Genomic DNA, 24841 nt, shown 5'->3' on the forward strand with positions numbered 1-24841 from the left:
TTCAGACTTCAGCGTGGAAAGAAACGATACGACAAGGGCTTTATCAGCAGGTGTAATGTACCCATAGGATGACACATTTAAGTCGTTCATCGTTACTCAGCTCCTTGAGTCCATTTAAATCACCGTTGTTTTATGCCAGTTTGTTAAATAAATTTGCAATCATCTCCAGCTTCGTAATTGGATAATTTTTAGCAATCAAGGTTATAAAAAAAGCCGCATTTACGCGGCTAGCCAGCGTGTATGGTCTTGTCATCTTACATTATTATACAGGCACTTCCAGCTATCCATTCATCCTTAATATTTCCTTAAACGGAATTAATTTTTCTAATCTACCAAATAATACAGCATGCATGCTTAAATATACCGTGAGAATTTTGAATATAATAATCCTTGCAAAAAAGTTACTTTAGACTCTTGAGAAATTTTCCAATTGATTCATGTAACCTGCCAGGGTAATGAGCCTAGGTATCGCCCCGTCGCCATGGATAAAAAGAACTAAGCCCATTTTGCCCGCAGCATTCTTGGGCAGCACCAAAATCCCCTTTGGTTTGCCTGCTGTTCAATCGGAATACCAACAAAAAAAGCAGCCAAAGATTTGCCGGCTGCTTTTGCGCTCTAAATGAGACTTCCAATTTTTTTATAACAAACACCAATCGGCGGATAAGGCACCGATGCATGTTCATGTTATAAGCAAAATCAAGCTAACTTTTCACAACAATAACAAATGTTACGATCGCGGCCATGTCCGTCTTCGGCAATGAATTTGGCGGGTTATAGAGCGTTATGTAGTACGTTCCGGGTCCCTTCTCCGGCTTGAATCGGTACGAGAAAGCACCATCCTTTACAGGAACGGTGACAGTCTTACTATCGACTTTATCCACATGGTAGCTGAGGCGAAGCGAATCAAAGTATAATCCGTTCAGCTTGCCCTGAATGGTAACATAGCCGGACTCGTTCGTCTCCGCATACCCGGCCGGCCAAGCAATACCGTCGGAGGACTGCAGCTTAAGCTCCGTCTTCAAACCATCATAATACGGGATACCGCTATAACGAAACGGAATTTGATTCGGCGAAAGATCAGCCTTGATCGGCACGTTCATAATAACCTGCTTCGTCTGCAAATCTTGCAGCACAAGCTCGTTATCGCCGGGAAGCAGTGCAATACTGATATCAGCAACGTTATATTTGAGGCTGTTATAGCCAACCGGCGGTTTGTGCTGCACATAACTCCAGCCATTCCAGCTGCCGTCCCGGCTGTAGCGGCTGTTGCTGTACGTAAAGGAAGGCCCTCCGACGCTGAGCACGGAGACCGGATAATCTGCCTGATCGCTCGTTTGCAACAGCCGATAGTTCCCAGCCCAGTGGCGATCATGAACCGTAATCTGCTTGAGCGCGGCGTTGTAATCGATCGGCAGGCCGAACTGCTCGGTCATAAAACGGAGCGGAACAAGCGTCGTGCCCGCTTCCACCCGGATCGGCAGGGTGGCGATCTTCTTGCCGCTGCGATCAACCTCACCTGTCTTCAAATTTAGCTTCAACTCGTTATGCCAACCGTTTTGTGACAAATAGACGGCACCTTCATTGCTCACGTACTGGATTTCGCCACCGATCACATGCACGATATCCCGCAGCGGCAAAAACACCGATCCATTGTAAACAACCGGTTTATGAGCTAGCTGGATAAATCGGTTTTCATAAGGCATAAACATGTGGTCGCGTCCGATTTGCAGATTGAGCTGCTTATCCACCGGAAGCAAAATAACGCTTGCATAGTCCAGCAAATTAATAACCGGCCGGAAGCTTGTCAGCATGGATGTAAAATCGGACTGGGCTGCTCCCGTCAATACAAAGGAGTAGAACGTTGAGCCATCCACGGTCCAGCTTGCGGCATAGGTGACGTTAGAAGTCCCCTGTCCCGTTATAAGTACCGTGCCTTTAGAGCCGGCTACCGGAGCGCCTGATTTCGCTAGGCCGCTAAACATTTGATAGAGTGGATTGGCCTGCGGATTGCTGCTGCCCTGCGATGTTTGACCAGAAGCCTCTCCCTCCGTATAGTAATCCCATCCGTCCTTATTGAGCAGCAGCGAGGCCGTCGACGGAATTTGCAGCTTGGCCGATCCGGCTTGTCCCGCCTTTAGCCGAAACAGAACATGAGGAGCTTGCAGCTCTTTCGCAGAAGCAGCTTGCGCTGCAGGTACCGGCAGCGCATCTTTGACCGCCTGCAGCTCCGGCGTCCGATAACCTAGAATTTCATAGCCGTCCGATGTGAGCCGGCTCTTGTAACCGTAATACTGCCAAGCCGAATCCGGCAACCGGGTCGGTAAAAACGCGGTAACCGTACTATGCAGGTATAATTGTTCAGCAAGCGGTCTCATAAAATAGTTATAGTAGCCGAACCCTGGTTCTAGCGTAACATGATCTTCCGGATTTTTCGTATAGCCCTGAATGGTTTCCGCATAGCCATTTGGTTCAGCAAGTACAGACGTTTCGCTATACGCTTGAGTCACTGCTATCAGTATGGCAGTAGCTACAGTAGCCTGCAGCCACCGCTTCACACTTTTCTTCCGCATCATCGATACCCCCGCCTCCAAACACATTCATTCGAACCTTACGCCGATTGCGCCGAACCGCCGCTGTCCCCATTATGTATCTGATCATATAGACGGTCATTCTACCGCTTTGTTGCGAAACTATCGTCCATTTTTGATCTCAAAGATTTTTTGCAGGGTACGAATTTGGAGCGTTCTTTCATTATCCGTTTCCTGGAGTTTGTCTCCCGACCCTGCGTTCATATACCACTCTACCAGCCTATAACCGAACAAAACGAGAATCATCTCATAAACGCAGTTATCCGTTATGTGCGAAATATCTGCTTGTTCCGCAAAGCCCTTGTAATACGCCGGGATACATCTATGGTAGTATTCAACCATGTGTTCAGTATCGGCTTCATCCGCGATAAGGCTTGCCATATCTTCACCTAAATAGCCCCACCCCGTGGTATCCCAGTCGATGAGTATAATGTTACCGTCTGAATCAATGATGTTTGTCACCCAAAAATCCTTATGGCACAGCACGATGGGCAGCTTTTCAATACGGCTGAATATTTCGTTTGCGCTTTCATCTATGTCGATGAGCATTTTACATAGATGTTTCGGGATACCGCAATCGTCGGAACGGATATAATCATACACTCGATTCCATGACCGGTAATGAAGATAGATATCCTTCATATACTCCGCTCTGCTCAGATTGGACATATTTTGTAAAAAAGCTGGCTGTTCGGCATATAACTTGCCCTGGAACCGTCCTAATTCCTCGGCTGCGCGTTCATACATATCGCCGGTGAGGTCCAAACCCGATATGCCGTCGGTATATTCCATCCATATCTGTGTTTCGTTCTCTTCTTCGTTCATTTCGACGTGATAACATTCGGGCAAACGGAATGATTCAGAAAACAAGGCGCCAAAATTGGACCTATAAAAATCATATTCTCTGCGCCATGAATCGGGATCCCTGTAGCGTTCCCATTTCTTCTGCGTTTTTACAACGATGTTATAGGTGATTTCCCTGCCATCTGTGGTTTTGGCAATCCCCGTTACAAGCTGTACATTACCTACTGTACCACCACGTAAAGGTTTGGTCTCGATATCGGCGCAGATAGTTTCAGTACCGAGCATTTGGCTTAAAACCTGTGTCAGCGTTTCGGCTTTGATTTCGCTCATCATGAAGTCCTCCAATCGTTTTAACAAGGTAACCCTTTGTCGTACTTCAAGTTTAGGCTGCCATCCTGTACAAATGAAGGGAAAAAGTAATTTTAAAAAAACTTCCCCTGAATGGTCGTAACTTACACTGCTGACCACTATTACTGCTGACCACTTTATTCGTTTCCTGGCAGCTCAGATGGGCCGAACATTTATTTTTGATCCAAGGTGCTTGACTATGACGTAAGGTCATAGTGCATAATTCTCACTATAAATTACCTGAGGTGAGAGAAATGAATATAAAAACGCTGCGCTCAGATCGTATTTATCAAAAAGTTGCCCAAGCATTGCCCGAGGACAAACTCGAATTATTCAGAAATGAAATGATGGCTCCCTTTATGAAACAATGGCAAATTCAACAGATCCCTTTTAGAGCGGAAGAGGCGAATGGTTTTGACGTTATTACGTTTAATAACATGATGCATCGATCCCCGGATCAGATTACCCCTCAGATATCAGCAGAGATCGAGCAGATTTCGTCCGAATCCTTTTGGTTAGAATGTGAGCATGCTGTGAAGAAAAGCCTGCATCTATTTGAAGAGCATGGAATTCACCTCCCTGTATCCGAATATTTGTTTACCCTGCAGCTAGGGAATCCGGAAAGCCGTGCTCTAACCATAAACGAAGGATATAGCGGCTTTGGGGGCATTCCGGGGTTTATCTGGGGCACGCTCTTGCCAAATGAATACACCATACCTCGAATGAAGGTTGCGCTGGCGCACGAATGCAACCATAATGTGCGATATCAATTTATCCAATGGGATCACACCGTTAATTTAGGCGAGCTCATTGTCAGTGAAGGATTAGCTGAAAACTATGCTGCGTTCATGTTTGGCGAAGAATTGCTCGGCCCTTGGGTAACGAAAACAAACGCAGACACACTTAACAGGCACATTAAGCCTGTGATTAGAGAGCAATGGCAAGTAACAGGGTTTGATCAAATCGCTCCGTATCTTTACGGCGACGAGATCGCAAAACATCAAAACTTTAAACCGGTCAATATGCCTTATAGCGCTGGTTACGCTTGCGGATATTATTTAATCCAATATTATTTAAGGAAAACAGGAAAAACGATCTTTGAGGCAACCATAACGCCCGCTGCTCAAATACTAGATGAAGTAGAAGGATTTTGGGATGAAGAAACCATTATTAACGGTTAATGATATTGTTCAGATTACAGGCATTACTGCTCGGACCCTGCATTATTACGATAGAATTCATTTATTTAAACCGACACATCTGACGGAAAAAGGGTATCGACTATACGATCGAAGCAGTTTGGAAAAACTACAAACGATTTTGTTCTTAAAGGAATTGGATTTTTCCTTGAAAGAAATTGCCGACATTTTAAAGTTGACTAAGCAAGAACAGAAACAAATATTAAAGAAGCAAGGACAAACCTTATTATCGAAAAAGCAAAGACTGGAAACCATTATGGCGGCTCTCGAAGAATATGTGTCGGGAAATGATATTAGCCATTTGGAAATCTTCAACAGTACTTCCGCTCTGCCATTGAGAGAGCAATATGCAAATGAGGCAAGATTCATGTATGGTGAGACAGAGGCGTATCAAGTGTACAATGAAACGTTGGAAGCATGTTCACCCGAAGAAAAAGAGGAACGTTTTTCAGCCATGGAGGAAATATTCAAACAAATGGCGACTTGTATCCATCAGGATCCTTCCTCCGAAAAAGTGCAGCGATTAATCGAAGAGTGGAAAAAAATTTTAATGCAATTCATGCCTTGTGATGCGGAGTTACTGGCTTGCATTGCCAATACTTATAAATTCGATACACGATTCACAAGCTACTTTAATCAATATAGTACTGAGGATTTAGCAGATTTTCTTTACCGTGCAATCATGTACCATATCAATCGGTTGAGCGACTCTCCAATGTCCTAATGTTCGAAAGACGGTACCTTGACGCAGAGGATGCTGAAACAGACAAGTAAATAAGTCCACTACGGAAACCGCAGGATGCATGACATCAATGTCATATCTTGCGGTTTCATTTATAAAATTCGCCTCTGCTACAGGTATAGAGTAAGCCACCAAAGCTCTGGGAGCGGTTTTTTTTCTATTTATAATAAAGCAAGCGGGTAGCGTAAGCATTGCGGTATTCCGATGGGGTCAGACCTGTTTTTTTCTTGAATGCTTTCATGAACGAATGGCAGTTTGAAAATCCCAATTGGTTGGCGATTTCGGTAATCTTCCGATTCGTATCCGTTAGCAGAAACTTGGCCGCCTCCATCTTTTCCTGCATGATGTACTGCTTCAAGGAAATGCCCGCTATGGAAGAAAACAAGCCCGTCAAGTATTTGGCGTTATACCCGAAATGCTTGGCCAGATGTTCAACCTTCAAATTTTCTTCCTTGTACCACTTGATGTAATCCACAATGTCATTGTACAGCTGCTGCTTCTCCGGTTTGGCGGGTTGATTCTGAACGAAAAACATCTGATTGTAAATCTCACACAAGACACCTGTTGTCAAGTAATTGTTCAAGTTTGGTTCTCGGTAGCTCCTGACGGAATCCTGCAATTGCTTGAGCATGACGGTCAGTTTGTTGGGGCTGCGCAAAGTGCCGTACTCTGGAATCGCGATGACCTCAGGATCACAGGCTTGCTCAAGTTCATCGGCAGAGATGCTTTCCGTTTCCCCGCGCGCCGAGAAATGCAGCCAGTAAAAACTGCAGTCCGACGCCTGATAGCCGTATTGATGCGATCGAGGCGGCATCAGCAGGAATTCCCCTTCTCTCAAGGCAAATTTCTTCGCATTGCATGAAATGTACAACGTTCCGCGAGTCTGGATAAACAACTCATACTCCATTAAGATCCGGTTCATATGCTGCCACTCCGGAGACGGAGACATAAATTTCCCGGTCATCACCATTTTCACCGGGCCATCCACCCGGAAGCGAAAATAATTCATCGTCGGTCTCTCCCTTGTGATCAAACCTTTATACACTAAACGTATGAATAAGATACCAAACTTGGAGAGGTTTATCCATGATATTTTCAAGTAAATCTAAAAATCATGCTGAAGCAGATGTTATCTTAAACTGCTGACATTTTGACACAAAAACCGACCTTCTATTATTTAACGAAAAGTGAGGAAAAGGTACACTTGATGTACGCTCCACTGAAGGAGAAACTTGGTACAGAAAGGACCGATCGGGGAAATGAGATTACACGATTTTGGTTTGAATCAGGTCGTGCTGACTGGAGATTATCTTGTGAATGCCTTTACAAAAGAAGTCGCTTATTTATTAAGCTACGATCCAAATCGCCTGCTGGCCGGATTCCGGGAAGTTGCGGGACTGCCGTCCACAGCCGAGACTTACCCTGGCTGGGAAAAAACAGAGATTCGCGGCCATACCATGGGCCACTATCTGTCGGCATGCGCGCAAGCCTATGCCCAGAGCCGGAACGACAGGATCCTCGCTAATTTAGAGTATCTTGTTTCCGAATTGGCCGGTTGCCAGTTACATAACGGGTATTTGTCAGCATTTCCCGAAACGCTGTTCGATAACGTGGAAAATCGGATACCGGCTTGGGTGCCGTGGTACACCATGCACAAGATCATCGCCGGACTCATTGACGTTTATCAATCGACCCGAATACAAGCCGCTTATGACCTCGTCAATAAACTGGGCGATTGGGCAGCGGATCGGACTTCCCGGTGGTCCAAAGAATTGCAAACAACCGTGCTGGCTGTGGAATACGGTGGGATGAACGATTGCCTGTACAACTTATATCAATTGACCGGAAATCCCCGACATGCGGAAGCCGCCCATCAATTTGACGAAATCAGCCTGTTCGAGGCCATTTGGGAAGGCAAAGATATATTGAAGGGCAAGCACGCCAATACAATGATCCCCAAATTTATAGGAGCCCTGAACCGATATTTAACACTGGGAGAAAGCGAAGTCTTTTATCGAGAGGCTGCCGAAAGATTCTGGGACATGGTCGTATACCACCACAGCTACATAACAGGAGGCAACAGCGAATCCGAGCATTTCGGAGAGCCTGATCTGCTCGATGCCAGACGGTCCGATATCACTTGCGAAACCTGCAATAGCTACAATATGTTAAAGCTGACACGGGAATTATTCAAACTCACCCAGGATGTGAAATACGCTGATTTTTACGAGACAACATATATCAACGCTATCCTTTCCTCCCAAAACCCGGACACAGGTATGACGATGTATTTTCAGCCGATGGCGACTGGTTATTTCAAGGTGTACAGCTCCCCGTTCGAGCATTTCTGGTGCTGTACCGGCACCGGCATGGAGAGCTTCACCAAATTGAACGACAGCCTTTATTTTCACTCGGGTGACCGGTTGTATGTCAATCAATTTATAAGCAGTACACTGGATTGGGCGGAGCAGCAGGTGAAGATCACGCAAAACTCTAACCTTCCATTTAGCGATACGGTTCAACTGACTTTTGAGCTGACCGATACCTACAAGAAGGAACGACACTTGTCCGTTCGTATTCGCATCCCTTATTGGACCGCAGGCGAATCTACCATATCCCTGAACGGAGCGAACATTCAACCGGAAGTCAGGGATGGTTATGCAATCATTGATCGGTTATGGAAAGATGGCGACTCGTTATATATCCGCATCCCGATGAAAGCCGATTACTCCAGTTTGCCTGATGCACCAAATGTGGTGGGATTTCGTTATGGTCCGGTCGTTCTAAGTGCCGGATTGGGCAAAGATGATTGGGTTGAATCGAAAACAGGGGTTAACGTCAGTATCCCTACCCGGCGAATGCTCATGAAAGATATCGTCATCCCGCAAGGCATGAGCGTTCAGGAGTGGTTTGCAGGCTTCGACCGGCATTTCATCCAAAAAGACGGCGAGCTTTCCTTTGTGCTCCTGAATACTGATGAAGACAATCGATTGGTCTTTACCCCACACTTCAAGCAGCATAGCGAGAGATACGGCATCTATTGGAGGTTCGTTGAAGCCGATTCGAACAGCCTGCACGAACACTTGGAGAAATCTCAGCAAGAACAGCTGATCAGGGAAGCCACGATCGACGGTATCCAGATTGGAAACGACCAATATGAGCTGCAGCATCAAGTTAAGGGTGAACGGACCCATGCCGGAACTTGGGAAGGCCTGAATGGGAGAAGAGCGGAACCAGGCGGTTGGTTCAGCTATGAATTAAAAGTAGACCCGGAAGTAAAAAACGGTCTCTCTGTTACTTTCAGCCACGGGTCCAGAACCGGGGGTGTCGAGATTTGGGTGGACGGAAAACAGCTTGCTACAGAATCGGTCCCGTTGGAAAGAAAACGGGCTTTTTATGACAAAATGTTTGAAATCCCTACCGAAATGACCGCAGGCAAAGCAGCGGTTGAAGTAAAGTTCTCCCCGATCCGGAATTTAAACGGCATCTATGGCATGTTACGGTCTGTGAAGCTGTGACAAGCTAAATATACATGCTAATGCCTAACATCAATTGACCTGAAAAGCCTTCCTGTTGGGAGGCTTTTCATTCATATCAGTAACATATGAAGAAGATCATCTCATGTAACAACTTCATCCGGTAAATAAAAAAGCCATGAAACTCAAGGCGCTTGAATTTCATGGCATCTTAGAAATCATGTTATCTTCTAGCATTGAATCCGATAAAAGTTTTTGTGTTGAAATCGAACACGGCGGTCAGCGGCCCAAGCAGCTCGTCTTGGTCCGTGTTGTAAGTCACCGTCACAACGCTTCCGTTCGCAGCTTGGACGTCTTCAAGCAATTTCTTCTGCTCGGCCGTAGCAGCTAATACACCAACCTCTTTAGAGGAGACAATTTGAACAGGTGCCTCGTCTTGCTTTGTCGTAATATGGGAAACTTGCGAACTCACCTGTGCCCATGCCAAGTTGCGGTATTCCTGCGCTGTCTCCGGCGACATTTTCATTCCGCCTGCAACTGGTGCTTGAGCCTGTACCACTAGAAGGAAAAGCGGGCTTTGTGGAGGAAGGCTTTGCATCATGAGTGGGCCGTAATACGCTGTTACTTTCGTACCGACCTTCAGGTCATCCCAATTCAAGGACTCCCCTTGAGATGTCATGACACGCGTTTCCTTACCTGCGTTCAATACCAAATTGTCGCCTAATTGAACCTGCCAGCCGTCATCCGTGTGTTTCACGGCTTTGACGGTATCTTCTTTGACCGTGCGATCTGCGTGAACTTGAATACTCACAGCTTGCGCTTGGCCCGGGAAGCTCATCGCCATAGCTGGTCCGAACGCTGCATCGATTTGTGTTCCGGCTTTCAAATCGGCTGGGGTTAGCATTTTGCCGTCCAGGCTTTTAATAGCCGTCGATTTGTCTACCGTCAATATAACCCATGTGCTGCCAAGCAGCTCGATCCGGTACTTCCCGTCTTCATTCGCCTGCACGTTTACGATTACACCGGAGGCACGCATCTGGTCTACCGCTTCGCCGAGCTCAATTTCTTTGCTCGCTTCGTCGTAATTTAATGTATATCCAAGCTTGGCCGCAGCATCACGGACTGGAATATACAGTTTACCATCAATAGAAACAGGCGTAAGCATGCTGTCTTGTCCATTAATAAGAACCTTTGTATCTTTTTGAAGGTAACCTGTAACCTTTTCAACTAAAGCGTCAGCTTCGACTGCGGCCGTTGTGCCGAGTACCCCTGCCAAAGTGAATAATACCGTTAGTTTAGTTCGTTTCTTGTTCATAAAAAAGCTCCTTCCGATCCTGAGATGGATGATGTCTACCTGCTAACAATCCATCAGACGGAAGCGGCTTCAAATAGGTTGCAGCAAAAGTTATTCATTCGTTTCGGATGTCACAAATCAGACCCTTACATCGTCATATGTGCAAAACGTTAAGGGAGCTGGAGAATAAGATGCACGATTTGAAAGGAGCTGGAACATTGAACGTTGATGCGATAAAAAAGGAGCCTTCCCGAGTGAAATATTGCAAATTGGCGTATTCCATCCTTGCGTTCGTATTTTTGATCTGTATCATTGTGCAAGTATTTTTGGCCGGAATGGCTTTGTTCGGGGATTCGGAACTTTGGAAATATCATCGGTCGTTTGTTCCCATGTTCGGATATATCACGCTCATCCTGTTCATCCTTGGCATCGTCGGGAAACTCAAGCGGACAATGATCTGGGGGAGTCTTGGTCTGTTCGTCCTGATCAGTCTTCAATATATTACGGCTCTCCATATTGCAGGCGCGCTGCATCCCGTTCTGGCGCTCGCCTTGTTTTGGGGGTCTCTTGCCTTGGTTCGAGGTTCTTATCCATTTTTAACGAAGCGAAAATAAACAGAAGCAGGACCTTACATTTAAGTAAGCTCGGCACTTTAAAGTGCGTTCTTAACAACATGTTTCTACCGATTTACAATAAAGTCAATCAAAATTAAATGGAGGTCAGATAGATGAGTAAATCTTATTGGGGACCAAAGTCAGTAACATTTTGGCTCGTGGGTGTTGTTACGCTGTTAATGTTGTACTTAGGTGTAAGAGGTTTTGTCCAGCCAGAAGCGGCAATACGTGATTTCGGTTTACCACTTCACGACACCGCGGATAACTATCTGGTTCATATCAAAGCAGATCGGGACCTTTCTATTGGTGTCTTCCTACTTGCCTTGATGATACTTCGGATGCGAAAAGCATTGCTTGTTGTGATGTTAACTTCCATTCTGATGCCTACAATCGATGCGATATTGGTAATTACGAATGCAGCAGATACAACACCTTCTTGGATTCATATGGTTACTGCGTTATATGGACTCGTTGTTGGTTGGATGTTGTTTCGAGAAGAACAGCGAGCCACAATAGTAAGTAAATCATAGCAGCAAAGAGTTGCCGCCTCCTTGTTCGGATTAGTGACCGTTCTTTGCCGTAAAAAAACGTTCAATCATTTGTTTCGTTTCATGGGGACGTCTCAACTGAACTGCCTCTCCATTTTCATCAAAGGTAAAATGCCCCTTAATTGCATCCGGCATAGCATCATATTGTTTCTCGACAGTCTCCGGCCTCTTCATCAAAATCTTAAGAAAATGATCGATGACCTTGTCGATCTCTTCTTCTGTGGCATAATGCGCTAATCCATGGATGGCGAGCAGCCTCATGTCCAAATATCGTTCCTTCTTATAGGCTTTCTGAAAAAAATCCTTCAGCTCCAATTCCTTGCACCGGATTAAACCATGCAAAATTTTATTGCGCAGATAAACTTCGGATCATTTTCACGAAAGTAGGCAGTCGCTAAGTACCTCATCGATTCCTGATAATGCTGTTGATTTAAAGACATAAGGGCGCGTTTGCACCAAAAGAAAACCACTCCTTTGTCAGGGGTGGCTTTGTCCTTTCCATTTTCATTACAACAACGTTCCTTTTTTTCTTGTCTCATTCCTCCACGATGGCGACCGGCCGGGCCCAGCCGCCGCTTGCTTTTTCGACTTTAATCGGAAAGCAGCACACTTTGAAGCCATACGGTTTCGGTATTTTGTCCAAGTTAGCCAGCTTTTCAATCTGGCAATATTCCTTGTCTTTGCCTACGTAATGCGCTGCCCACAGCACGCCTTCCCGCGGCTGCTTTTTATAAGCTTCAGCCTGCAGGTTGAGCGGAATATCCCAGCCCCAGCCGTCAGTGCCGACAACCTTGATGCCTTGGTCCAGAAGCCACAGGGTAGCTTCCGCCGATACCCCGGCATGAAGAAATGCATAATGCTCGTGATACAGCCGTTTGTCCGCATCGCTCCGGATGAGAACGATATCGAAAGGTTTCAGCGTATACTCGATTCGTTTCAGCTCAGCGATTAAGTCATCCGTTGTAATCTCATAACCCGGCGGCTTCGCGCTGAAATCGAGCACCACGCCGTCGGAATAAAACCATTCAAGCGGCAGTTCGTCAATCGTCCTTGCTTGCTTCCCTTCCGAGACCGGCCAGTAATGCCACGGGGCGTCGATATGGGTACCCGAATGCGTATTCAGCGTCACCATTTCCGTTGCCCAAGCCTTGCTCTCTGGAAAATCCTCCTGCTTCAGTCCGAGTATCTCCGCTGCTTGCAGCGCACCGTCTTCATGGGTCGCATATTCGATCTTCGCCGGCAGCGGCTCGCGGATACGCGGGCTAATCGGCACGCTCAAGTCAATAAGCTTCATGATGATTATTTCTCCCCTCTCACCTCGAATCATCCACATTATACTAAAATGTACCTATAGCCGATAGGTCAACGATACGTTTGGTGCTACCCCTAATTTTTTGGATAACCAAAATGACTCTAGATAGTTGTTATTTCTTGGTAAACACAACTTGTGATAATCTATGGGTAACAGAGTTTTTCAAAATAATGTGTCGTTCATTGTTCCGTAAAAAGGCTCGTTTCATAACCACCTGCAACACTTCGCAAATGAATTTTGACCATAAAATTTATTGGAGGAAAAAAATGGATGCAAAAACGCTTTTGCTGCAGCAATGGACAAGCTGCTTAGATCAAGAAGACTGGTTTCCACCACTTGAAAAAGTGCTAGAGGATGTTACGTTTGAACAGGCAATTTGGAAACCCGTTGATTCAATGAATTCCATTTGGGAATTAGTTTGTCATTTACTATTCTATGAAAAGAGACTTCTGATGCGATTTCTTGGTGAGACAGACAATGAACCACAGGCCGAAGATAATAAATCTACATTTCGATTACCAGCTGAAACGCTTCAAAATTGGAAGGAAACAAAACAAGAATACGTTTACGTTCATCGCGAACTTGAAAAAATACTAGCAAAATCAGAAGAAGAAGATTTGTATAGACCGATCCCCGGAGAAAGATCATTGGTCCTCGAACTAAAGAGTTTAGCAATGCACGACGCATATCATATTGGGCAAATTGTATTCTTAAGTAAAATGCAGGGAGCTTTGGCAGGTAAACGCAGCTTTTAAAAAACTTCATGAATAAAAACGGGAGCGTCCAAATTCGGACGTTCCCGTTTTTTATACCTGAACAAGTGGTCCTAGCCTTCACCTGTATTACAATTTATCGTAATGCTCATCCGTAACGGGTTCCAGCCATTCCGGCTTACCTGCAGTGATGGCAATATGTTCAAACCAGCTGTCTTTTGCTGCACCATGCCAGTGTTTTACACCATCATGCGTAACAACAATATCACCAGCTTTCAGGAACTGGGCGGCCTTTCCCTCTTCCTGGTACCAGCCTTCGCCGCCGGTTACCAATAGAATCTGATACCCATCACGATGGATATGCCAGTTATTCCGGCATCCCGGTTCAAAGGTTACGTTGCCAACGCCAACAGGAACGCTGGGATCGGCAACCAATGTCTGCAGGTAACTTTGTCCCACAAAATATTTGGCAAATCCTTCGTTCTTCTCTCCCACAGGGAAAATTACGCCGTTTTTTACCTCTTCATGTTTTGCCATGCTGCTTCCTCCATTAAACAATATTAGGATTCGTATCCACTAGCTCTGTTTACTTCAATTTCCCGCCAAATACCGGAAAGAAGCTGTGCTCACCATAATCTTGGATCTGCTCTGCATTCTTCAATGTCTCCATATCTGCATCGCTGATAACAAAATCAAGCTCTGCATTGTTTCTCATGTGATCAGGATTTGCCGTCTTCGGAAGTACGACAAGACCAAGCTGGATATCATAACGCAGGCAAAGCTGGGCAACGGATACCCCATACTTATCTGCTATTGCCTTAACCTCAGTATTATGAAGGATTGCACCGTGTGCAATAGGTGAATATGCCTCCACCAGGATGTCATTCTTTTGGCAGAATTCAATGAGCTCCAAAGGCGTATTGCTCACATGTGCCAAGATCTGATTGACCATAGGCTTGATCTCACAGCCTGCAAGTATATTCTCAATATCATCCTGAAGAAAGTTAGACAGACCGATGGCCTTTACTTTGCCTGTTCTATAAGCATCCTCCATCGCTTTCCATACTTCTTTGTTTTCCTCGAAGTAACGCTTCTCCTCGCGGAACTCCGTCCAGGGTTGTGGACTGTGAATAATCAGAAGGTCAATGTATTCCAGTCCCAACTTGGCTAAGGACTCATGAATGGACTGCGTAACTCCATCATAGCTTTTTGCTTCTGCAGCAACCTTTGTCGTAATGAAAAGTTCTTCTCTCGCGACACCGCAGGTAAGGATTGCTTCGCCTACTCCAGCCTCATTCATATATGCCTGAGCCGTATCAATATGGCGATATCCTAGAGATACCGCATCTCGCACGGCCTGTGCCGCCTGTTCATCGTCGAGGAGCCAGGTACCCAATCCTAATTTGGGAATTTCAATACCATTCGATAATTTGAATGTTTCGTTAAACATTGGTTTTGTCTCCTTTACTATTCCGGAATGATTTCATTGATGCAGCTCAAAGCATTTAACGTTCTAGGGAATCCCATATAAGGAAGACAATGCGTGATGGCGGTAATCATTGTTTCCTTGTCATTGCCGACATTTAGATTGCCTTGTACATGTGCCTTGACCTGATGTTCGGCACCCCCGAGTGCGCTGATGATGCTGAGCGTCAGCAGCTCCCGTGTTTTCAAATTCAGGCCTCCACGGGTATAGAAGTCGCCAAAGCAAAAGGCGGAAAGATAATCCTGAATATGCTTTTGATTGATCGGGGCATTCTCCCGGTTTTTGGTAATGATGTCGCCGAAAATGTCCACCTGCACGGCAAGTCCCTTGTCAAACCGAGTCTCTTCTTCAACCTGTTGTTGACTCTCCAGCGGCAATGCGATGTTTCTGGCTTTGAAAACGTCGTTGACCTCCGTCATGGCATTCAGCGTTTTGGGAAAGCCGACGTAAGGAGCGCATTGATACACGGCTTCCTTGATTTCGATCGGCGTAAGTCCGACGTTCAGGGCGGCATGGACATGTGCCTTGAGCTGAGGCAAGGTTTGGTTTGTGGTTAGCACCACCAAGGTAATGAGCTCCCTCATTTTGTCATCCAGGCTGCCTTGATGAAAGACCTCCCCGAAAATAAACCGGCTCAAAATATCCTGAAAATCGGGATCCGTTGCGTATGCTGCAGGCACTCCATCGCCGAATAGCTGCTTGTACGTTTCTTGGCTTTTCTCAATTCGATTCATAATGCAGCCTCCTGTTTGATGTACTCATAAAAAAAGCTAATGAATGCCAGAATGTATATTTTCCAAGTATGGTTCAATAATTCTTCCTATTTAATATGGGATTCATGGGACAAATTCAAACAAGCCGTTATGATTAATTTACGGTAAGCGGCACAACCTTCACTGTGGCTGAACGGGCACGCGTACTGATCATCGAGTTTAGATAAGCACTTCCCTTGTATTTCGCACGATATGCATTGTCGATGAGGTCGCCGATCTCCCCTTCAACCGGTTCAAACGCAACCTCCTTAGTCATGCCAGCCACCGTGATGCGCCCCGCCTTCTGCTGTACTGCTGCCTGGTACCAACGGGAGTTCTGCCCGTAATAGGCGCGTACATAGAGTGAGTCGCCAACCACAACAGACCAAATCCAGGTCGGGGTACCATAGGTAACGCCGTCTTCCCGGAAAGGTGAGATGTGAAGATCATCGGACTCAGCGATCCTGCTCAATTCTTCATTCGACCACGTACTCATGAATGGGATCCTCCTTAAAACTTGATATTAAGCATGCACATAGAATGAACTACAGCAGCAAAAATGAACATTGATTGTTTAATCAACTCGTGTTTATAATTTTATACAGAACCCCCATGCTTACAATGGTCATTTCCTCACAATGTGTGCGTTACTCAACAAATGATCCAAAATTGCCGATTATCTTAAGATGGAGGACGTTATAAAAATGACTAAAGTGGATCGAAGGGTAGTCAAATCCCAAGAAGCGATCAAGAAGGCCATTCTTGAACTGATGGCAGAAAAAAACTTTGATGACATTACCATCCGTGATATTTCCGACAGGGCCAATGTGAATCGAGGTACGGTTTATCTGCACTATTTGGATAAATACGACCTGCTGGATAAAATTATCGAAGAACATATCAGTAATCTCAGCGAACTTTGCCGATCTGCATCCGAAATGAGCTTTCAAGAAGGAAATTATGTCTGGTTCGAATATTTTGCAGAGCATCATTTGTTTTTTTCAACCATGCTAAACACCAAAAGCGCGGCTCATTTCCGCAGCCGTTTCCTTGATTTAGTCGTTCAAGAATATAAAGTTGAAGTCGATGTAACCGAAGGGAAAAATCAGGGCTTAAATCAAGAAGTTATCCTGCAATTTTTCGGGGCGGCCGTTGTGGGGGCCGTGGAATGGTGGTTCAGGAATGGAATGCCTGTTCCCCCTCGTGTCATGGCAGAACAGACAGGGATATTGCTGGATCGAAATTTATAACCTCTGAATAACAAAACCACCTGTAATTCATATAGAAATATATGGATTACAGGTGGTTTTCTATTAATAAGTCGAGGCGAAGTTACTCCCAATTTTGTTGTGCTTATGAACATCTTCCGTTCCGGCTTCGAGCGCGGTCTTGTAATAAAAGCATTTATGTTCGATGACTTCCATTGTTCTTTTAAGTTCTTCCATCTGCGCCTCTACAGCAGCCTTCCGTTCCAGAAACATATCATATCTTTGTTTCAGAGTCGTATCCCCTTCTGAACACCAACTAATAAAATTTTTAATTTCCTTAATCGGCATCCCCGTGGTTTTTAAACATTCGATTACTTTCAAAGACTCGATATCGGATTCTTTAAACAAGCGTGTTCCGCTGGCTGTCCGTTCTACAAAAGGCAAAAGTCCCTCTTTGTCGTAGTAACGCAACGTATATATAGTAAGATTCAATTGCTTGGCAGCTTCGCTGATTGAAAATGTCTTCAACAGGGATCTTCCTTTCTTTGCGATATAGCTCTGTCGTTTATACCTATTTTGATATTATCATAAAATCAGTGCTTGACCTAGAGTTAACTCTAGGGAATAAAATTAGTTTTGCAACATTTGAACAACCATTGATAGGAGGATTTCGAGATGATTACTGCTAAAGCAAGAGCTGTCGACGGTCCGGACAAACCGTTTCGAGCAGCTGAAATTAAACGGCGCGATCTGGATTCGCAGGATATTTTAATTGAAATCAAATTTGCGGGAATATGCCATTCCGATATCCATACGGCTCACGGCGAATGGGGACCTGTCAACTATCCGCTTGTGCCTGGACACGAGATTGCGGGGATTGTTACGGCTGTTGGCCCTAATGTCACAAAATACAAAGTCGGTGACCGTGTAGGGGTTGGCTGTATGGTTGATTCCTGTGGCGAATGCGAGAACTGCCGTAAAGGGGAAGAACAATACTGCCTCAAAGGAAATGTCCCGACCTACGCTGGTGTTGACAAATACGGCGAGCCAACTCAAGGTGGTTATTCCACCCACATTGTCGTCACTGAGGATTTCGTAGTTAGAATCCCCGACAACATCGAGCTTGATGCCGCGGCGCCGTTGCTTTGCGCGGGTATTACAACCTATTCCCCGCTTAATCACTGGAAGGCCGGCCCAGGCAAAAAAGTAGCTGTAGTCGGTATGGGCGGCCTCGGGCATATGGCTGTTCAAATTGCGCATGCGATGGGTGCCGAGGTCACGGTATTGTCTCAAACCTTAAGTAAAAAAGAAGATGGCTTGCAATTGGGTGCAGACCACTACTACGCCACTAGCGATCCGGAAACCTTCGAAAAACTCGCCGGCCGCTTTGATCTGATTATTAACACGGTGAGTGCCAGCATCAATATGGATGCTTATTTCTCACTACTTACGCTTGACGGAACTTTGGTAAACGTCGGTGCCCCAGGGGAGCCGTTGTCGCTGAATGTCATGTCTCTCATCGGACATCGCCGTTCATTTGCAGGTTCCATGATTGGCGGCATCCGCGAGACACAGGAAATGTTGGACTTCTGCGCAAAACACAGCATCGTTCCTAAGATCGAAGTGATCTCGGCCGACCAGATTGACGAAGCCTACAAACGTGTATTAGCCTCGGATGTGAAATACAGATTCGTCATTGATATTAGCACGATGTAAGCTGCGTACCACATTTGTTCCATAAGTAATTACATGTTGAAGGTGCCTCAAAAGCAAGCTTTTGGGCACCTTCGCTTTATTCTATAATCTTCATTCCACGTCCTTATTCCTCATCAAAATAAACCGTTTTTCCCGTTTCTGCGGATATATACACCGCCTCTAATATTTGCGATACAACCATCGCTTCCCTCGGTTTAACCAAAGGTTCGGTATCGTTCACGATACTGTCAATCCATTGCTTGGCTTCATACTCGAAATCGGTCATTTCTTCTCCGCTGAATCGTTCTCTTGCATTCGGATTCACATCGATTTTATTCAGGAACAGGCTCCCGTCCCTCTCTCCATTGATCCGCAGCTCATTTTTAGCAAAATCCGCCCCTCCCTTCGTTCCGCACAGCAGGTTGCCGCCACCTTCCGCAATGTTAAGGGCCCAGCTGGTTTCAATGATGACCGTCGCTCCATTTTTAAATTTCACATACCCGAACGCCGAATCTTCCACCTCAAATTCGTTTGGATCCCAGGATCCCCATTCGTTTGCGGCATTTTCGGTATACTTCAGTTTATGGAAGACGCTGCCGACGACACTAACCGGTTCATAGTTATCCATCAACCACAGGATCAGATCAAGGGAATGGGTTCCAATATCAATCATAGGACCGCCTCCCTGCTTCTCTTTATCCAGGAACACGCCCCATGTAGGTACGCCTCTCCTCCGGGTCGCAACCGCTTTGGCAAAATAGATATCTCCAAGTTCCCCATTGGTGATCATCTTTTTTAACAACTGACTTCTGGCGTTGGAGCGATTCTGGTACCCGACGGTTAGCTTCTTGCCTGTTCGCAAGTGGGCTTCGTACATCGCTTTGGCCTCCGCGCCTGTGACTGCCATCGGTTTTTCGCACATGACATGTTTGCCGCATTCGAGAGCATCAATGGATATCGACGCGTGAGAGCTGTTCGGTGTCAATACATGTACGACCTCAATATCCTCTATCGCAAGCAGATCTTTGTAATTTGTAAACACCATTGCATCTGGCGTGCCGTATTTTTGCGCCGCTTCCTCGGCCCTTTCCGGCTTCAAGTCGCAGAAGGCCACCATCTGTACATGATCTAACTTGGACAAACACGGCATATGCTTACCGCCCGCGATCATGCCGCAGCCGATGATTCCTACTTTTACAGTTCTCATTAGAATTCCCTCCCCACACTATTTGAACTCTACCGTCCGGTTTTCCTTATGAGCGGTGTATGCCGCTTCCAATAGCTCCGTCAATTTTGTCCCCTCGTCCAGTCCGAAGGGCATCGGCTTGTCATGAAGCAATGCATCTGCCCATTGGATGATCGGAAGCGGCTGCTCTTTAGGGAGTTGGTTCGGTGAAATCCATCCGGAGAAAGGCAATTCGAGCTTCTTCGAGATGACTTTAACGGAATCATCTGAGATCATCAAGGTACCCTCCGTGCCGTAAATCTCAAGGGCGGAAGGAGTTTTGTACGTCACAAGGCTTGTTTCGACAAGTGCGACCGCATTGTTTATGAACTCAATCGAGCACTGCGCATTATCTTCCACTGCACGATGGGTGAAGTAATGAAACATGGAGGTGATTCTTTTGGGCTTTCCGAGCAGCATACTTGCGATGTACATCGGATGACAGCCCAAATCCATCATGGCTCCGCCCCCTGTTTGTTTCTCATCATACCAGTATTCCGGCAGCCAATTGTTTAAAGCACCGTCGTGGCCGTTACGAATGCGTAAAAGCGTAATGTCCCCTAATATATGGTCATCAATCAGCTGCTTCGCGAACAATTGGTGTGGTCTTGTAAGAGCAGGAAATGAAATGCAAAACTTGACGTTTGCTTTGCGTACCGCTGCAGAGATCTGATCACATTCCTGGGTGGTAAGAGCCATGGCTTTTTCGGTAAAAATGTGTTTGCCGGCCTCAGCGGCTGCTACCATGACGTCTGCGTGCATGCTTGTAGGAGCGTCCACGACGACGCCATCGACGTCTTCCCGTTTCAGCAGAGTGTCCAAATCTGCTTCAAAATCCGCTCCCAACCCAGCAGCCCATTCGCTTCCGCGTTCAGGCTGTTCGTCCCAGACGGCCGTGATCTTAACGTTTCCATGATTTTGCAGCTTTCTTGCGTAATCAGCTGCATGCACATGCCACTTGCTTAACATCGCAACGTTCAACATGCTTTTCCCCTCCGTAATCGGTTAATGTTCGTCGTATGCGTTTGAGCATTCGTTAGAAAGTGAATTGGGATGGCAGTAACGCCACCCCAAAATTGTTCACGATATAGATTGAACGATCTAGAACCCTACATCATCTCTTTCCGCAGCTTTTTGAGCTACGAACTCCGCCATTTCATCCACGCCGGCGGCCTTATATTTTTCTTGAACACTATGAAGAAGATTTAGAGCTTCTTCATCTGACGAAGCAAACAGCGCTTTCTTAAATTCGTCATCGAAATTCAAGCTGCTGGTTTTACTGATAAAATCCTGATATTTGGGCCATTCTCTTGCAAGGTAGCTGGCGCTTACTTTGTCTATAATTTTGATAGGCATTTTTGCCGAGAAGCTCTCCTCCAACTTCTGCCACTGCGTTTTTTGATCTTCGGGCGTAGGCCAAGTGACTTCATTGGAGAATGCCCCAATGAACCTTCCTGGCAGGAAATTGAGCCCTGCATCTCTCTTCAGATCCGGGTTTTCATCGAATTGTTTTTTCACATCCGGAATCCATTGGGGTATCCCGTTTTCCATGGTGTAGTGCGTTCCTTCGATCCCGAAATAAGCAAGCAGTCGGCCTTCCTCGCTGTTGACATAATCAATGTACCGCAATGCCGCATCGGGATCTTTGATGTCAGCGCTCAAGAACAGGACAGGGAAACCGGAACGGCCGGGTTTCTCAACTTGCGTACGAATGTCTCCGTTCTTATTCTTCATCGGTCCGAGTAGTTCATATTGCATTTCCGGATTCGTCTTATACAGCGTTTTTTGTAAATCAGCTAACATCGGTTGGGCTCCGAATACGGCCATCTTGCCCGTCGTAAGCTTTTCATTCGCTGTTGTACTCGTATTGCTGAAGGCTTCAAGATCAAACAAACCTTCTTTTAGCAGCTTTCTCATGTATAACAACTTGGCTTCATAATCCTTGGACTGCGTCCAGTGGATCAGTTTTCCATCCACTTCACGGAAGTCCGAAATCGAGTAATCCGACCATCCGGCAAGGAACTGTCCATAATCCCATCCATTCCACATCGTTCCGGCCGGGATGACCGGCTTCCCGCCAATATCTTTGAAACCGCCATCTCTGATTTTGACCAATAAATCATACAGTTCATCCTGGGTATCAATATCCTCCGCTTTTACATTTAAAGCTTTCAGGATATCTCCCCTGGCAAAAAGGCCGTAATTCCAATTATGAATACTCTCTGGGGTTCCGTCAGGGGTCTCCGTTGGAATGAGATACGTCTTGCCTTCAAAATCGGGACTATTGAGATCGAACTCGGCAAAATCCTTCGCAATCCCGGTCGTCACCAGTCTTTTAATATTCGGGTATTTATCTAGATAAGGGGTTAAATCCAGAAGCTGTCCTTCCATGGCTGCCTTCTTGATAACTTGACCTTCTCCTCCGGTAGTAGACCAGAACGGTGCGTTAACAATATCCGGGACCGTACCGGAAGCGAAGATCGTATTCAGTTTCTCTACTTCGCTTGTTGTGATGGATTCGAGGTTTAACGTCACCCCGGTTTTTTCCCTGATTTTTTGGGCTACGGGATTATTTTTCTGGTCCTGCGGAAAACCGGCTCCGCCGCCGTTCCAAGCACTGAGGAAAGTCAAGGTTACCGGCTTTATTTCTTCAGAACCTGACTTATTCGGACCCGGGTCAACCGTGCCTGCTCCCTCCTCTTTGCCTGTTCCCGTACATGCCGTCATGGTCACTAACAGCAGTAAAGCGATTAGTGTCATCGCAAGAACGCTCCTACGCCGCCTGTTCTTCCTCATCCTACAATCCCCTTCCATTGGAAGTTTATATATAAAAGGTTTAGCCTTTTATACCAACTACTCCTTAAGCGAACCTACCAATACGCCTTTGACGAAATATTTCTGAAGGAATGGATACACACAGATGATCGGGGTCGTGATAATAATGACAAAGGTCATCCGCAAGGCTTCCGGCGTTACACCTCGCAGCTCCATCTGAGACTGGGTCATGTTTTGAATCGCGGATCCGCTATTTCCCGACGACGACGTCATCGATTGGAAAGACGCTTCGCTGATCATCTTGTTCAGGAACGTAGCCGCAGGCTGCAGTTTTTCATTCTGAATGAAGAACTGACCGGTAAACCAGTCATTCCACACGCCGACCCCGACAAACAAGGCAATGGTAGCAAGCACCGGCATCGATAGAGGCAGGATGATTCTTGCAAATACAGCCAACTCACTTGCTCCGTCGATTCGGGCCGATTCCGACAGACCTTCCGGGATTCCGTCGAAGAAGGTTTTCATAATAATTGCATTGAAAAAGTTATACAGGGACGGCAGTACCAACACCCAAAACGTATTCAGGATGTGCAATTCCCGGTACAGGATAAAGGTCGGAATGAGGCCTCCACTGAACAACGTGGTGAAGAAAAAGAAGAATACGATATATTTTCTTCCGGGCAGCCCTTTCCGCGACAGGGCGTAGGCTAATAACGCCGTCAAAAATACGGAGCCAACCGTTACGATCAGGGTTCGGGAAATGGAAATATAAAACGAATTTAAGATTAAAGGATTGCTAAAAGCTTTCGCATAGTTTTCTAATGTAAACACTCTAGGAAAAAGATAGATTCCGCCCTTCATCGCGTCGTAGCCGTCATTGAAAGAAAGGGCCAGAAAATAGATAAATGGATAGAGTGCCGTAGCGCAGAATAAAAGCAGCACCGAATAGTTCAGCGTCGCATACATTTTATCTGCCGGCGTCAGCCTTCTCTCCCCCATACTCACACCTCCTCAATCTTCAGCGCCAGCTGATTACCACAACGATACATCACTCACACGTTTGGATACTTTGTTGACAACCACGATGAGAAGCAGCGAGATCGCTGACTTGAATAAACCAATGGCCGTGGAATAAGCTAATTGCCCTTGCTGCAGGCCCGTTTTTAAGACATACGTGTCCAATATCTCCGAGACGCTTAATGTTGCGGGGGACTGCATCAGCCAGATTTGGTCAAAGCCCGCATTCAGTATTCCGCTGAGGGAGAATATGAGCAATATGCCTATCGTTGGCGTAAGGGATGGAAGCGTGATCTTAAACAGTTTGCTCCACCGGCCTGCCCCGTCGATTTCGGCTGCCTCATATAAGTGCGGATCGATATTCGTTAACGCGGCTAAATAAATGATCGAACCCCAGCCTACACCTTTCCAGATATCGGAAATGATGACCAATGGATAGAATAATTCCGGCTTCCCCATAAAAAAGATCGGATCCAACCCCATCTGGTACCGAATATCATTGATGAGACCTACGTTCGGAGACAGTATTTTTTGAAGTAAAGTAACGACGACGACCCACGAAACGAAGTGCGGCAGATAGGAAATCGTTTGAAAAACCCTTTTGATTTTTTTGTGCATAATTCCATTGAGCATCAAGGCCAGGACCAATGGAGCCGGAAATCCGAAAATAAGCTTAAGGGCACTAATGGACAACGTATTTCGGAGTACATCGTAAAAGCTGGAATCGTTTAAAAACTGCTCGAAATATTTAAAGCCTGCCCACGGACTCCCCAAGATCCCCAGATTGAATTTGTAATCTTTGAACGCGATCAGAATGCCGTACATCGGATAGTAGGCAAAAATCAGAAACCATAGGATCGCAGGAAGAATAAATAAGTATATATATCTAAATTGCCATATTTTAACTAATTTCCTGTTCTTTTTTAGTCGTTCATATCTAGGGATAACAGCACCTTTGGGTACCATTCTCCGAACACCTCCTACATCTTCGTCATATCAGGCTTTATATCGCATGGATTTCACACATTCCGGACTCACTTTTGCG

The 24841-nt window shown here is 45.9% G+C and carries 24 protein-coding genes; 8 read left to right on the top strand and 16 right to left on the bottom strand.

Annotation, left to right across the window (positions count from 1 at the left end; all coding sequences use genetic code 11):
• Positions 1-701 precede the first annotated feature (701 nt).
• Positions 702-2573: a stalk domain-containing protein gene (locus tag ABIE48_RS16315; RefSeq protein WP_354519291.1), complete on the bottom strand. Its 1872-nt coding sequence runs from the start codon at positions 2571-2573 to the stop codon at positions 702-704.
• Between the two features lie 117 nt (positions 2574-2690).
• Positions 2691-3722 carry an aminoglycoside phosphotransferase family protein gene (locus ABIE48_RS16320; protein WP_192713907.1) on the bottom strand — a complete coding sequence of 344 codons (1032 nt, stop codon included), beginning with the start codon at positions 3720-3722 and terminating at the stop codon, positions 2691-2693.
• Positions 3723-3994: 272 nt separating this feature from the next.
• Here ABIE48_RS16320 and ABIE48_RS16325 point away from each other — a divergent pair, with 272 nt between their 5' ends.
• The gene (locus ABIE48_RS16325; protein WP_192713906.1) at positions 3995-4921 is read left to right on the top strand and encodes a DUF2268 domain-containing putative Zn-dependent protease; all 927 of its coding nucleotides are present in this window, start codon (positions 3995-3997) and stop codon (positions 4919-4921) included.
• Positions 4896-5663 (top strand): MerR family transcriptional regulator, encoded by a 768-nt coding sequence (locus ABIE48_RS16330; protein WP_192713905.1) that lies wholly within the window; start codon positions 4896-4898, stop codon positions 5661-5663. Before ABIE48_RS16325 ends, ABIE48_RS16330 begins: the two co-directional genes overlap by 26 nt.
• Positions 5664-5838: 175 nt before the next feature.
• Here ABIE48_RS16330 and ABIE48_RS16335 read toward each other — a convergent pair whose 3' ends face one another.
• Positions 5839-6690: an AraC family transcriptional regulator gene (locus ABIE48_RS16335; protein WP_145018597.1), complete on the bottom strand. Its 852-nt coding sequence runs from the start codon at positions 6688-6690 to the stop codon at positions 5839-5841.
• A 223-nt stretch (positions 6691-6913) separates the two neighbouring features.
• Between ABIE48_RS16335 and ABIE48_RS16340 the strand changes: the two genes are divergently transcribed.
• Entirely contained in the window at positions 6914-9199 is a 2286-nt protein-coding gene (locus ABIE48_RS16340) for a glycoside hydrolase family 127 protein (RefSeq protein ID WP_354519294.1), read from the top strand.
• A 181-nt stretch (positions 9200-9380) separates the two neighbouring features.
• Here the strand turns inward: ABIE48_RS16340 and ABIE48_RS16345 are convergent, their stop codons facing one another.
• Entirely contained in the window at positions 9381-10472 is a 1092-nt protein-coding gene (locus ABIE48_RS16345; protein WP_192713903.1) for a stalk domain-containing protein, read from the bottom strand.
• Positions 10473-10705: 233 nt separating this feature from the next.
• Here ABIE48_RS16345 and ABIE48_RS16350 point away from each other — a divergent pair, with 233 nt between their 5' ends.
• Both ABIE48_RS16350 and ABIE48_RS16355 read left to right on the top strand, forming a co-directional pair.
• Positions 10706-11065 carry a DUF6220 domain-containing protein gene (locus tag ABIE48_RS16350; RefSeq protein WP_192713902.1) on the top strand — a complete coding sequence of 120 codons (360 nt, stop codon included), beginning with the start codon at positions 10706-10708 and terminating at the stop codon, positions 11063-11065.
• 113 nt (positions 11066-11178) lie between these two features.
• Positions 11179-11595, top strand: a complete 417-nt coding sequence (locus ABIE48_RS16355; RefSeq protein ID WP_192713901.1) for a DUF4267 domain-containing protein — start codon at positions 11179-11181, stop codon at positions 11593-11595.
• Between the two features lie 30 nt (positions 11596-11625).
• Here ABIE48_RS16355 and ABIE48_RS16360 read toward each other — a convergent pair whose 3' ends face one another.
• Entirely contained in the window at positions 11626-11874 is a 249-nt protein-coding gene (locus tag ABIE48_RS16360; RefSeq protein ID WP_354520652.1) for a hypothetical protein, read from the bottom strand.
• Between the two features lie 274 nt (positions 11875-12148).
• Entirely contained in the window at positions 12149-12907 is a 759-nt protein-coding gene (locus tag ABIE48_RS16365; RefSeq protein WP_145018581.1) for a cyclase family protein, read from the bottom strand.
• A gap of 284 nt (positions 12908-13191) precedes the next feature.
• Here ABIE48_RS16365 and ABIE48_RS16370 point away from each other — a divergent pair, with 284 nt between their 5' ends.
• Positions 13192-13680 carry a DinB family protein gene (locus ABIE48_RS16370; RefSeq protein WP_145018578.1) on the top strand — a complete coding sequence of 163 codons (489 nt, stop codon included), beginning with the start codon at positions 13192-13194 and terminating at the stop codon, positions 13678-13680.
• 87 nt (positions 13681-13767) lie between these two features.
• On the opposite strand, the gene ABIE48_RS16375 is transcribed toward ABIE48_RS16370, so the two are convergent.
• The 4 genes from ABIE48_RS16375 to ABIE48_RS16390 form a co-directional block, all read right to left on the bottom strand.
• Positions 13768-14175, bottom strand: coding sequence for a cupin domain-containing protein (locus tag ABIE48_RS16375; protein WP_145018575.1), 408 nt, complete (start codon positions 14173-14175; stop codon positions 13768-13770).
• Between the two features lie 49 nt (positions 14176-14224).
• Entirely contained in the window at positions 14225-15088 is an 864-nt protein-coding gene (locus ABIE48_RS16380) for an aldo/keto reductase (protein ID WP_192713900.1), read from the bottom strand.
• Positions 15089-15105: 17 nt separating this feature from the next.
• Entirely contained in the window at positions 15106-15858 is a 753-nt protein-coding gene (locus ABIE48_RS16385; protein WP_192713899.1) for a carboxymuconolactone decarboxylase family protein, read from the bottom strand.
• Positions 15859-15991: 133 nt separating this feature from the next.
• Complete coding sequence (locus ABIE48_RS16390) at positions 15992-16372, bottom strand: DUF2255 family protein (RefSeq protein WP_192713898.1); 381 nt, start codon at positions 16370-16372, stop codon at positions 15992-15994.
• A 208-nt stretch (positions 16373-16580) separates the two neighbouring features.
• Here ABIE48_RS16390 and ABIE48_RS16395 point away from each other — a divergent pair, with 208 nt between their 5' ends.
• Complete coding sequence (locus ABIE48_RS16395) at positions 16581-17126, top strand: TetR/AcrR family transcriptional regulator (RefSeq protein WP_192713897.1); 546 nt, start codon at positions 16581-16583, stop codon at positions 17124-17126.
• Between the two features lie 63 nt (positions 17127-17189).
• Here the strand turns inward: ABIE48_RS16395 and ABIE48_RS16400 are convergent, their stop codons facing one another.
• Positions 17190-17612: a MerR family transcriptional regulator gene (locus ABIE48_RS16400; protein WP_192713896.1), complete on the bottom strand. Its 423-nt coding sequence runs from the start codon at positions 17610-17612 to the stop codon at positions 17190-17192.
• A gap of 147 nt (positions 17613-17759) precedes the next feature.
• On the opposite strand from ABIE48_RS16400, the gene ABIE48_RS16405 reads away from it, so the two are divergent.
• Positions 17760-18800 carry an NAD(P)-dependent alcohol dehydrogenase gene (locus ABIE48_RS16405; protein ID WP_192713895.1) on the top strand — a complete coding sequence of 347 codons (1041 nt, stop codon included), beginning with the start codon at positions 17760-17762 and terminating at the stop codon, positions 18798-18800.
• Positions 18801-18903: 103 nt separating this feature from the next.
• Here the strand turns inward: ABIE48_RS16405 and ABIE48_RS16410 are convergent, their stop codons facing one another.
• From ABIE48_RS16410 to ABIE48_RS16430, 5 genes are all read right to left on the bottom strand, one after another.
• On the bottom strand, positions 18904-19986 hold the full coding sequence (locus ABIE48_RS16410; protein ID WP_192713894.1) for a Gfo/Idh/MocA family protein: 1083 nt from the start codon (positions 19984-19986) through the stop codon (positions 18904-18906).
• 18 nt (positions 19987-20004) lie between these two features.
• The gene (locus ABIE48_RS16415; protein WP_192713893.1) at positions 20005-20988 is read right to left on the bottom strand and encodes a Gfo/Idh/MocA family protein; all 984 of its coding nucleotides are present in this window, start codon (positions 20986-20988) and stop codon (positions 20005-20007) included.
• 117 nt (positions 20989-21105) lie between these two features.
• A complete protein-coding gene (locus ABIE48_RS16420) occupies positions 21106-22764 on the bottom strand; it encodes an extracellular solute-binding protein (RefSeq protein ID WP_145018548.1) in 1659 nt (552 codons plus the stop codon).
• A 93-nt stretch (positions 22765-22857) separates the two neighbouring features.
• Positions 22858-23778, bottom strand: coding sequence for a carbohydrate ABC transporter permease (locus tag ABIE48_RS16425; RefSeq protein ID WP_116230210.1), 921 nt, complete (start codon positions 23776-23778; stop codon positions 22858-22860).
• Positions 23779-23811: 33 nt separating this feature from the next.
• Entirely contained in the window at positions 23812-24762 is a 951-nt protein-coding gene (locus ABIE48_RS16430) for an ABC transporter permease (protein WP_116230209.1), read from the bottom strand.
• Between the last annotated feature and the right edge of the window lie 79 nt (positions 24763-24841).

The sequence above is a fragment of the Paenibacillus sp. OAE614 genome, from assembly GCF_040546645.1.
GTDB classification, from domain to species: Bacteria; Bacillota; Bacilli; order Paenibacillales; family Paenibacillaceae; genus Paenibacillus_AQ; species Paenibacillus_AQ favisporus.

What these genes read in the sequence shown, in the direction of transcription:
- ABIE48_RS16315 (WP_354519291.1), bottom strand. Translation starts at nt 2,573, where the DNA reads ATGATGCGGAAGAAAAGTGTGAAGCGGTGGCTGCAGGCTACTGTAGCT.
- ABIE48_RS16320 (WP_192713907.1), bottom strand. Translation starts at nt 3,722, where the DNA reads ATGAGCGAAATCAAAGCCGAAACGCTGACACAGGTTTTAAGCCAAATG.
- ABIE48_RS16325 (WP_192713906.1), top strand. Translation starts at nt 3,995, where the DNA reads ATGAATATAAAAACGCTGCGCTCAGATCGTATTTATCAAAAAGTTGCC.
- ABIE48_RS16330 (WP_192713905.1), top strand. Translation starts at nt 4,896, where the DNA reads ATGAAGAAACCATTATTAACGGTTAATGATATTGTTCAGATTACAGGC.
- ABIE48_RS16335 (WP_145018597.1), bottom strand. Translation starts at nt 6,690, where the DNA reads ATGAATTATTTTCGCTTCCGGGTGGATGGCCCGGTGAAAATGGTGATG.
- ABIE48_RS16345 (WP_192713903.1), bottom strand. Translation starts at nt 10,472, where the DNA reads ATGAACAAGAAACGAACTAAACTAACGGTATTATTCACTTTGGCAGGG.
- ABIE48_RS16355 (WP_192713901.1), top strand. Translation starts at nt 11,179, where the DNA reads ATGAGTAAATCTTATTGGGGACCAAAGTCAGTAACATTTTGGCTCGTG.
- ABIE48_RS16360 (WP_354520652.1), bottom strand. Translation starts at nt 11,874, where the DNA reads ATGAGGCTGCTCGCCATCCATGGATTAGCGCATTATGCCACAGAAGAA.
- ABIE48_RS16365 (WP_145018581.1), bottom strand. Translation starts at nt 12,907, where the DNA reads ATGAAGCTTATTGACTTGAGCGTGCCGATTAGCCCGCGTATCCGCGAG.
- ABIE48_RS16370 (WP_145018578.1), top strand. Translation starts at nt 13,192, where the DNA reads ATGGATGCAAAAACGCTTTTGCTGCAGCAATGGACAAGCTGCTTAGAT.
- ABIE48_RS16375 (WP_145018575.1), bottom strand. Translation starts at nt 14,175, where the DNA reads ATGGCAAAACATGAAGAGGTAAAAAACGGCGTAATTTTCCCTGTGGGA.
- ABIE48_RS16380 (WP_192713900.1), bottom strand. Translation starts at nt 15,088, where the DNA reads ATGTTTAACGAAACATTCAAATTATCGAATGGTATTGAAATTCCCAAA.
- ABIE48_RS16385 (WP_192713899.1), bottom strand. Translation starts at nt 15,858, where the DNA reads ATGAATCGAATTGAGAAAAGCCAAGAAACGTACAAGCAGCTATTCGGC.
- ABIE48_RS16390 (WP_192713898.1), bottom strand. Translation starts at nt 16,372, where the DNA reads ATGAGTACGTGGTCGAATGAAGAATTGAGCAGGATCGCTGAGTCCGAT.
- ABIE48_RS16395 (WP_192713897.1), top strand. Translation starts at nt 16,581, where the DNA reads ATGACTAAAGTGGATCGAAGGGTAGTCAAATCCCAAGAAGCGATCAAG.
- ABIE48_RS16405 (WP_192713895.1), top strand. Translation starts at nt 17,760, where the DNA reads ATGATTACTGCTAAAGCAAGAGCTGTCGACGGTCCGGACAAACCGTTT.
- ABIE48_RS16410 (WP_192713894.1), bottom strand. Translation starts at nt 19,986, where the DNA reads ATGAGAACTGTAAAAGTAGGAATCATCGGCTGCGGCATGATCGCGGGC.
- ABIE48_RS16415 (WP_192713893.1), bottom strand. Translation starts at nt 20,988, where the DNA reads ATGTTGAACGTTGCGATGTTAAGCAAGTGGCATGTGCATGCAGCTGAT.
- ABIE48_RS16420 (WP_145018548.1), bottom strand. Translation starts at nt 22,764, where the DNA reads ATGACACTAATCGCTTTACTGCTGTTAGTGACCATGACGGCATGTACG.
- ABIE48_RS16425 (WP_116230210.1), bottom strand. Translation starts at nt 23,778, where the DNA reads ATGGGGGAGAGAAGGCTGACGCCGGCAGATAAAATGTATGCGACGCTG.
- ABIE48_RS16430 (WP_116230209.1), bottom strand. Translation starts at nt 24,762, where the DNA reads ATGGTACCCAAAGGTGCTGTTATCCCTAGATATGAACGACTAAAAAAG.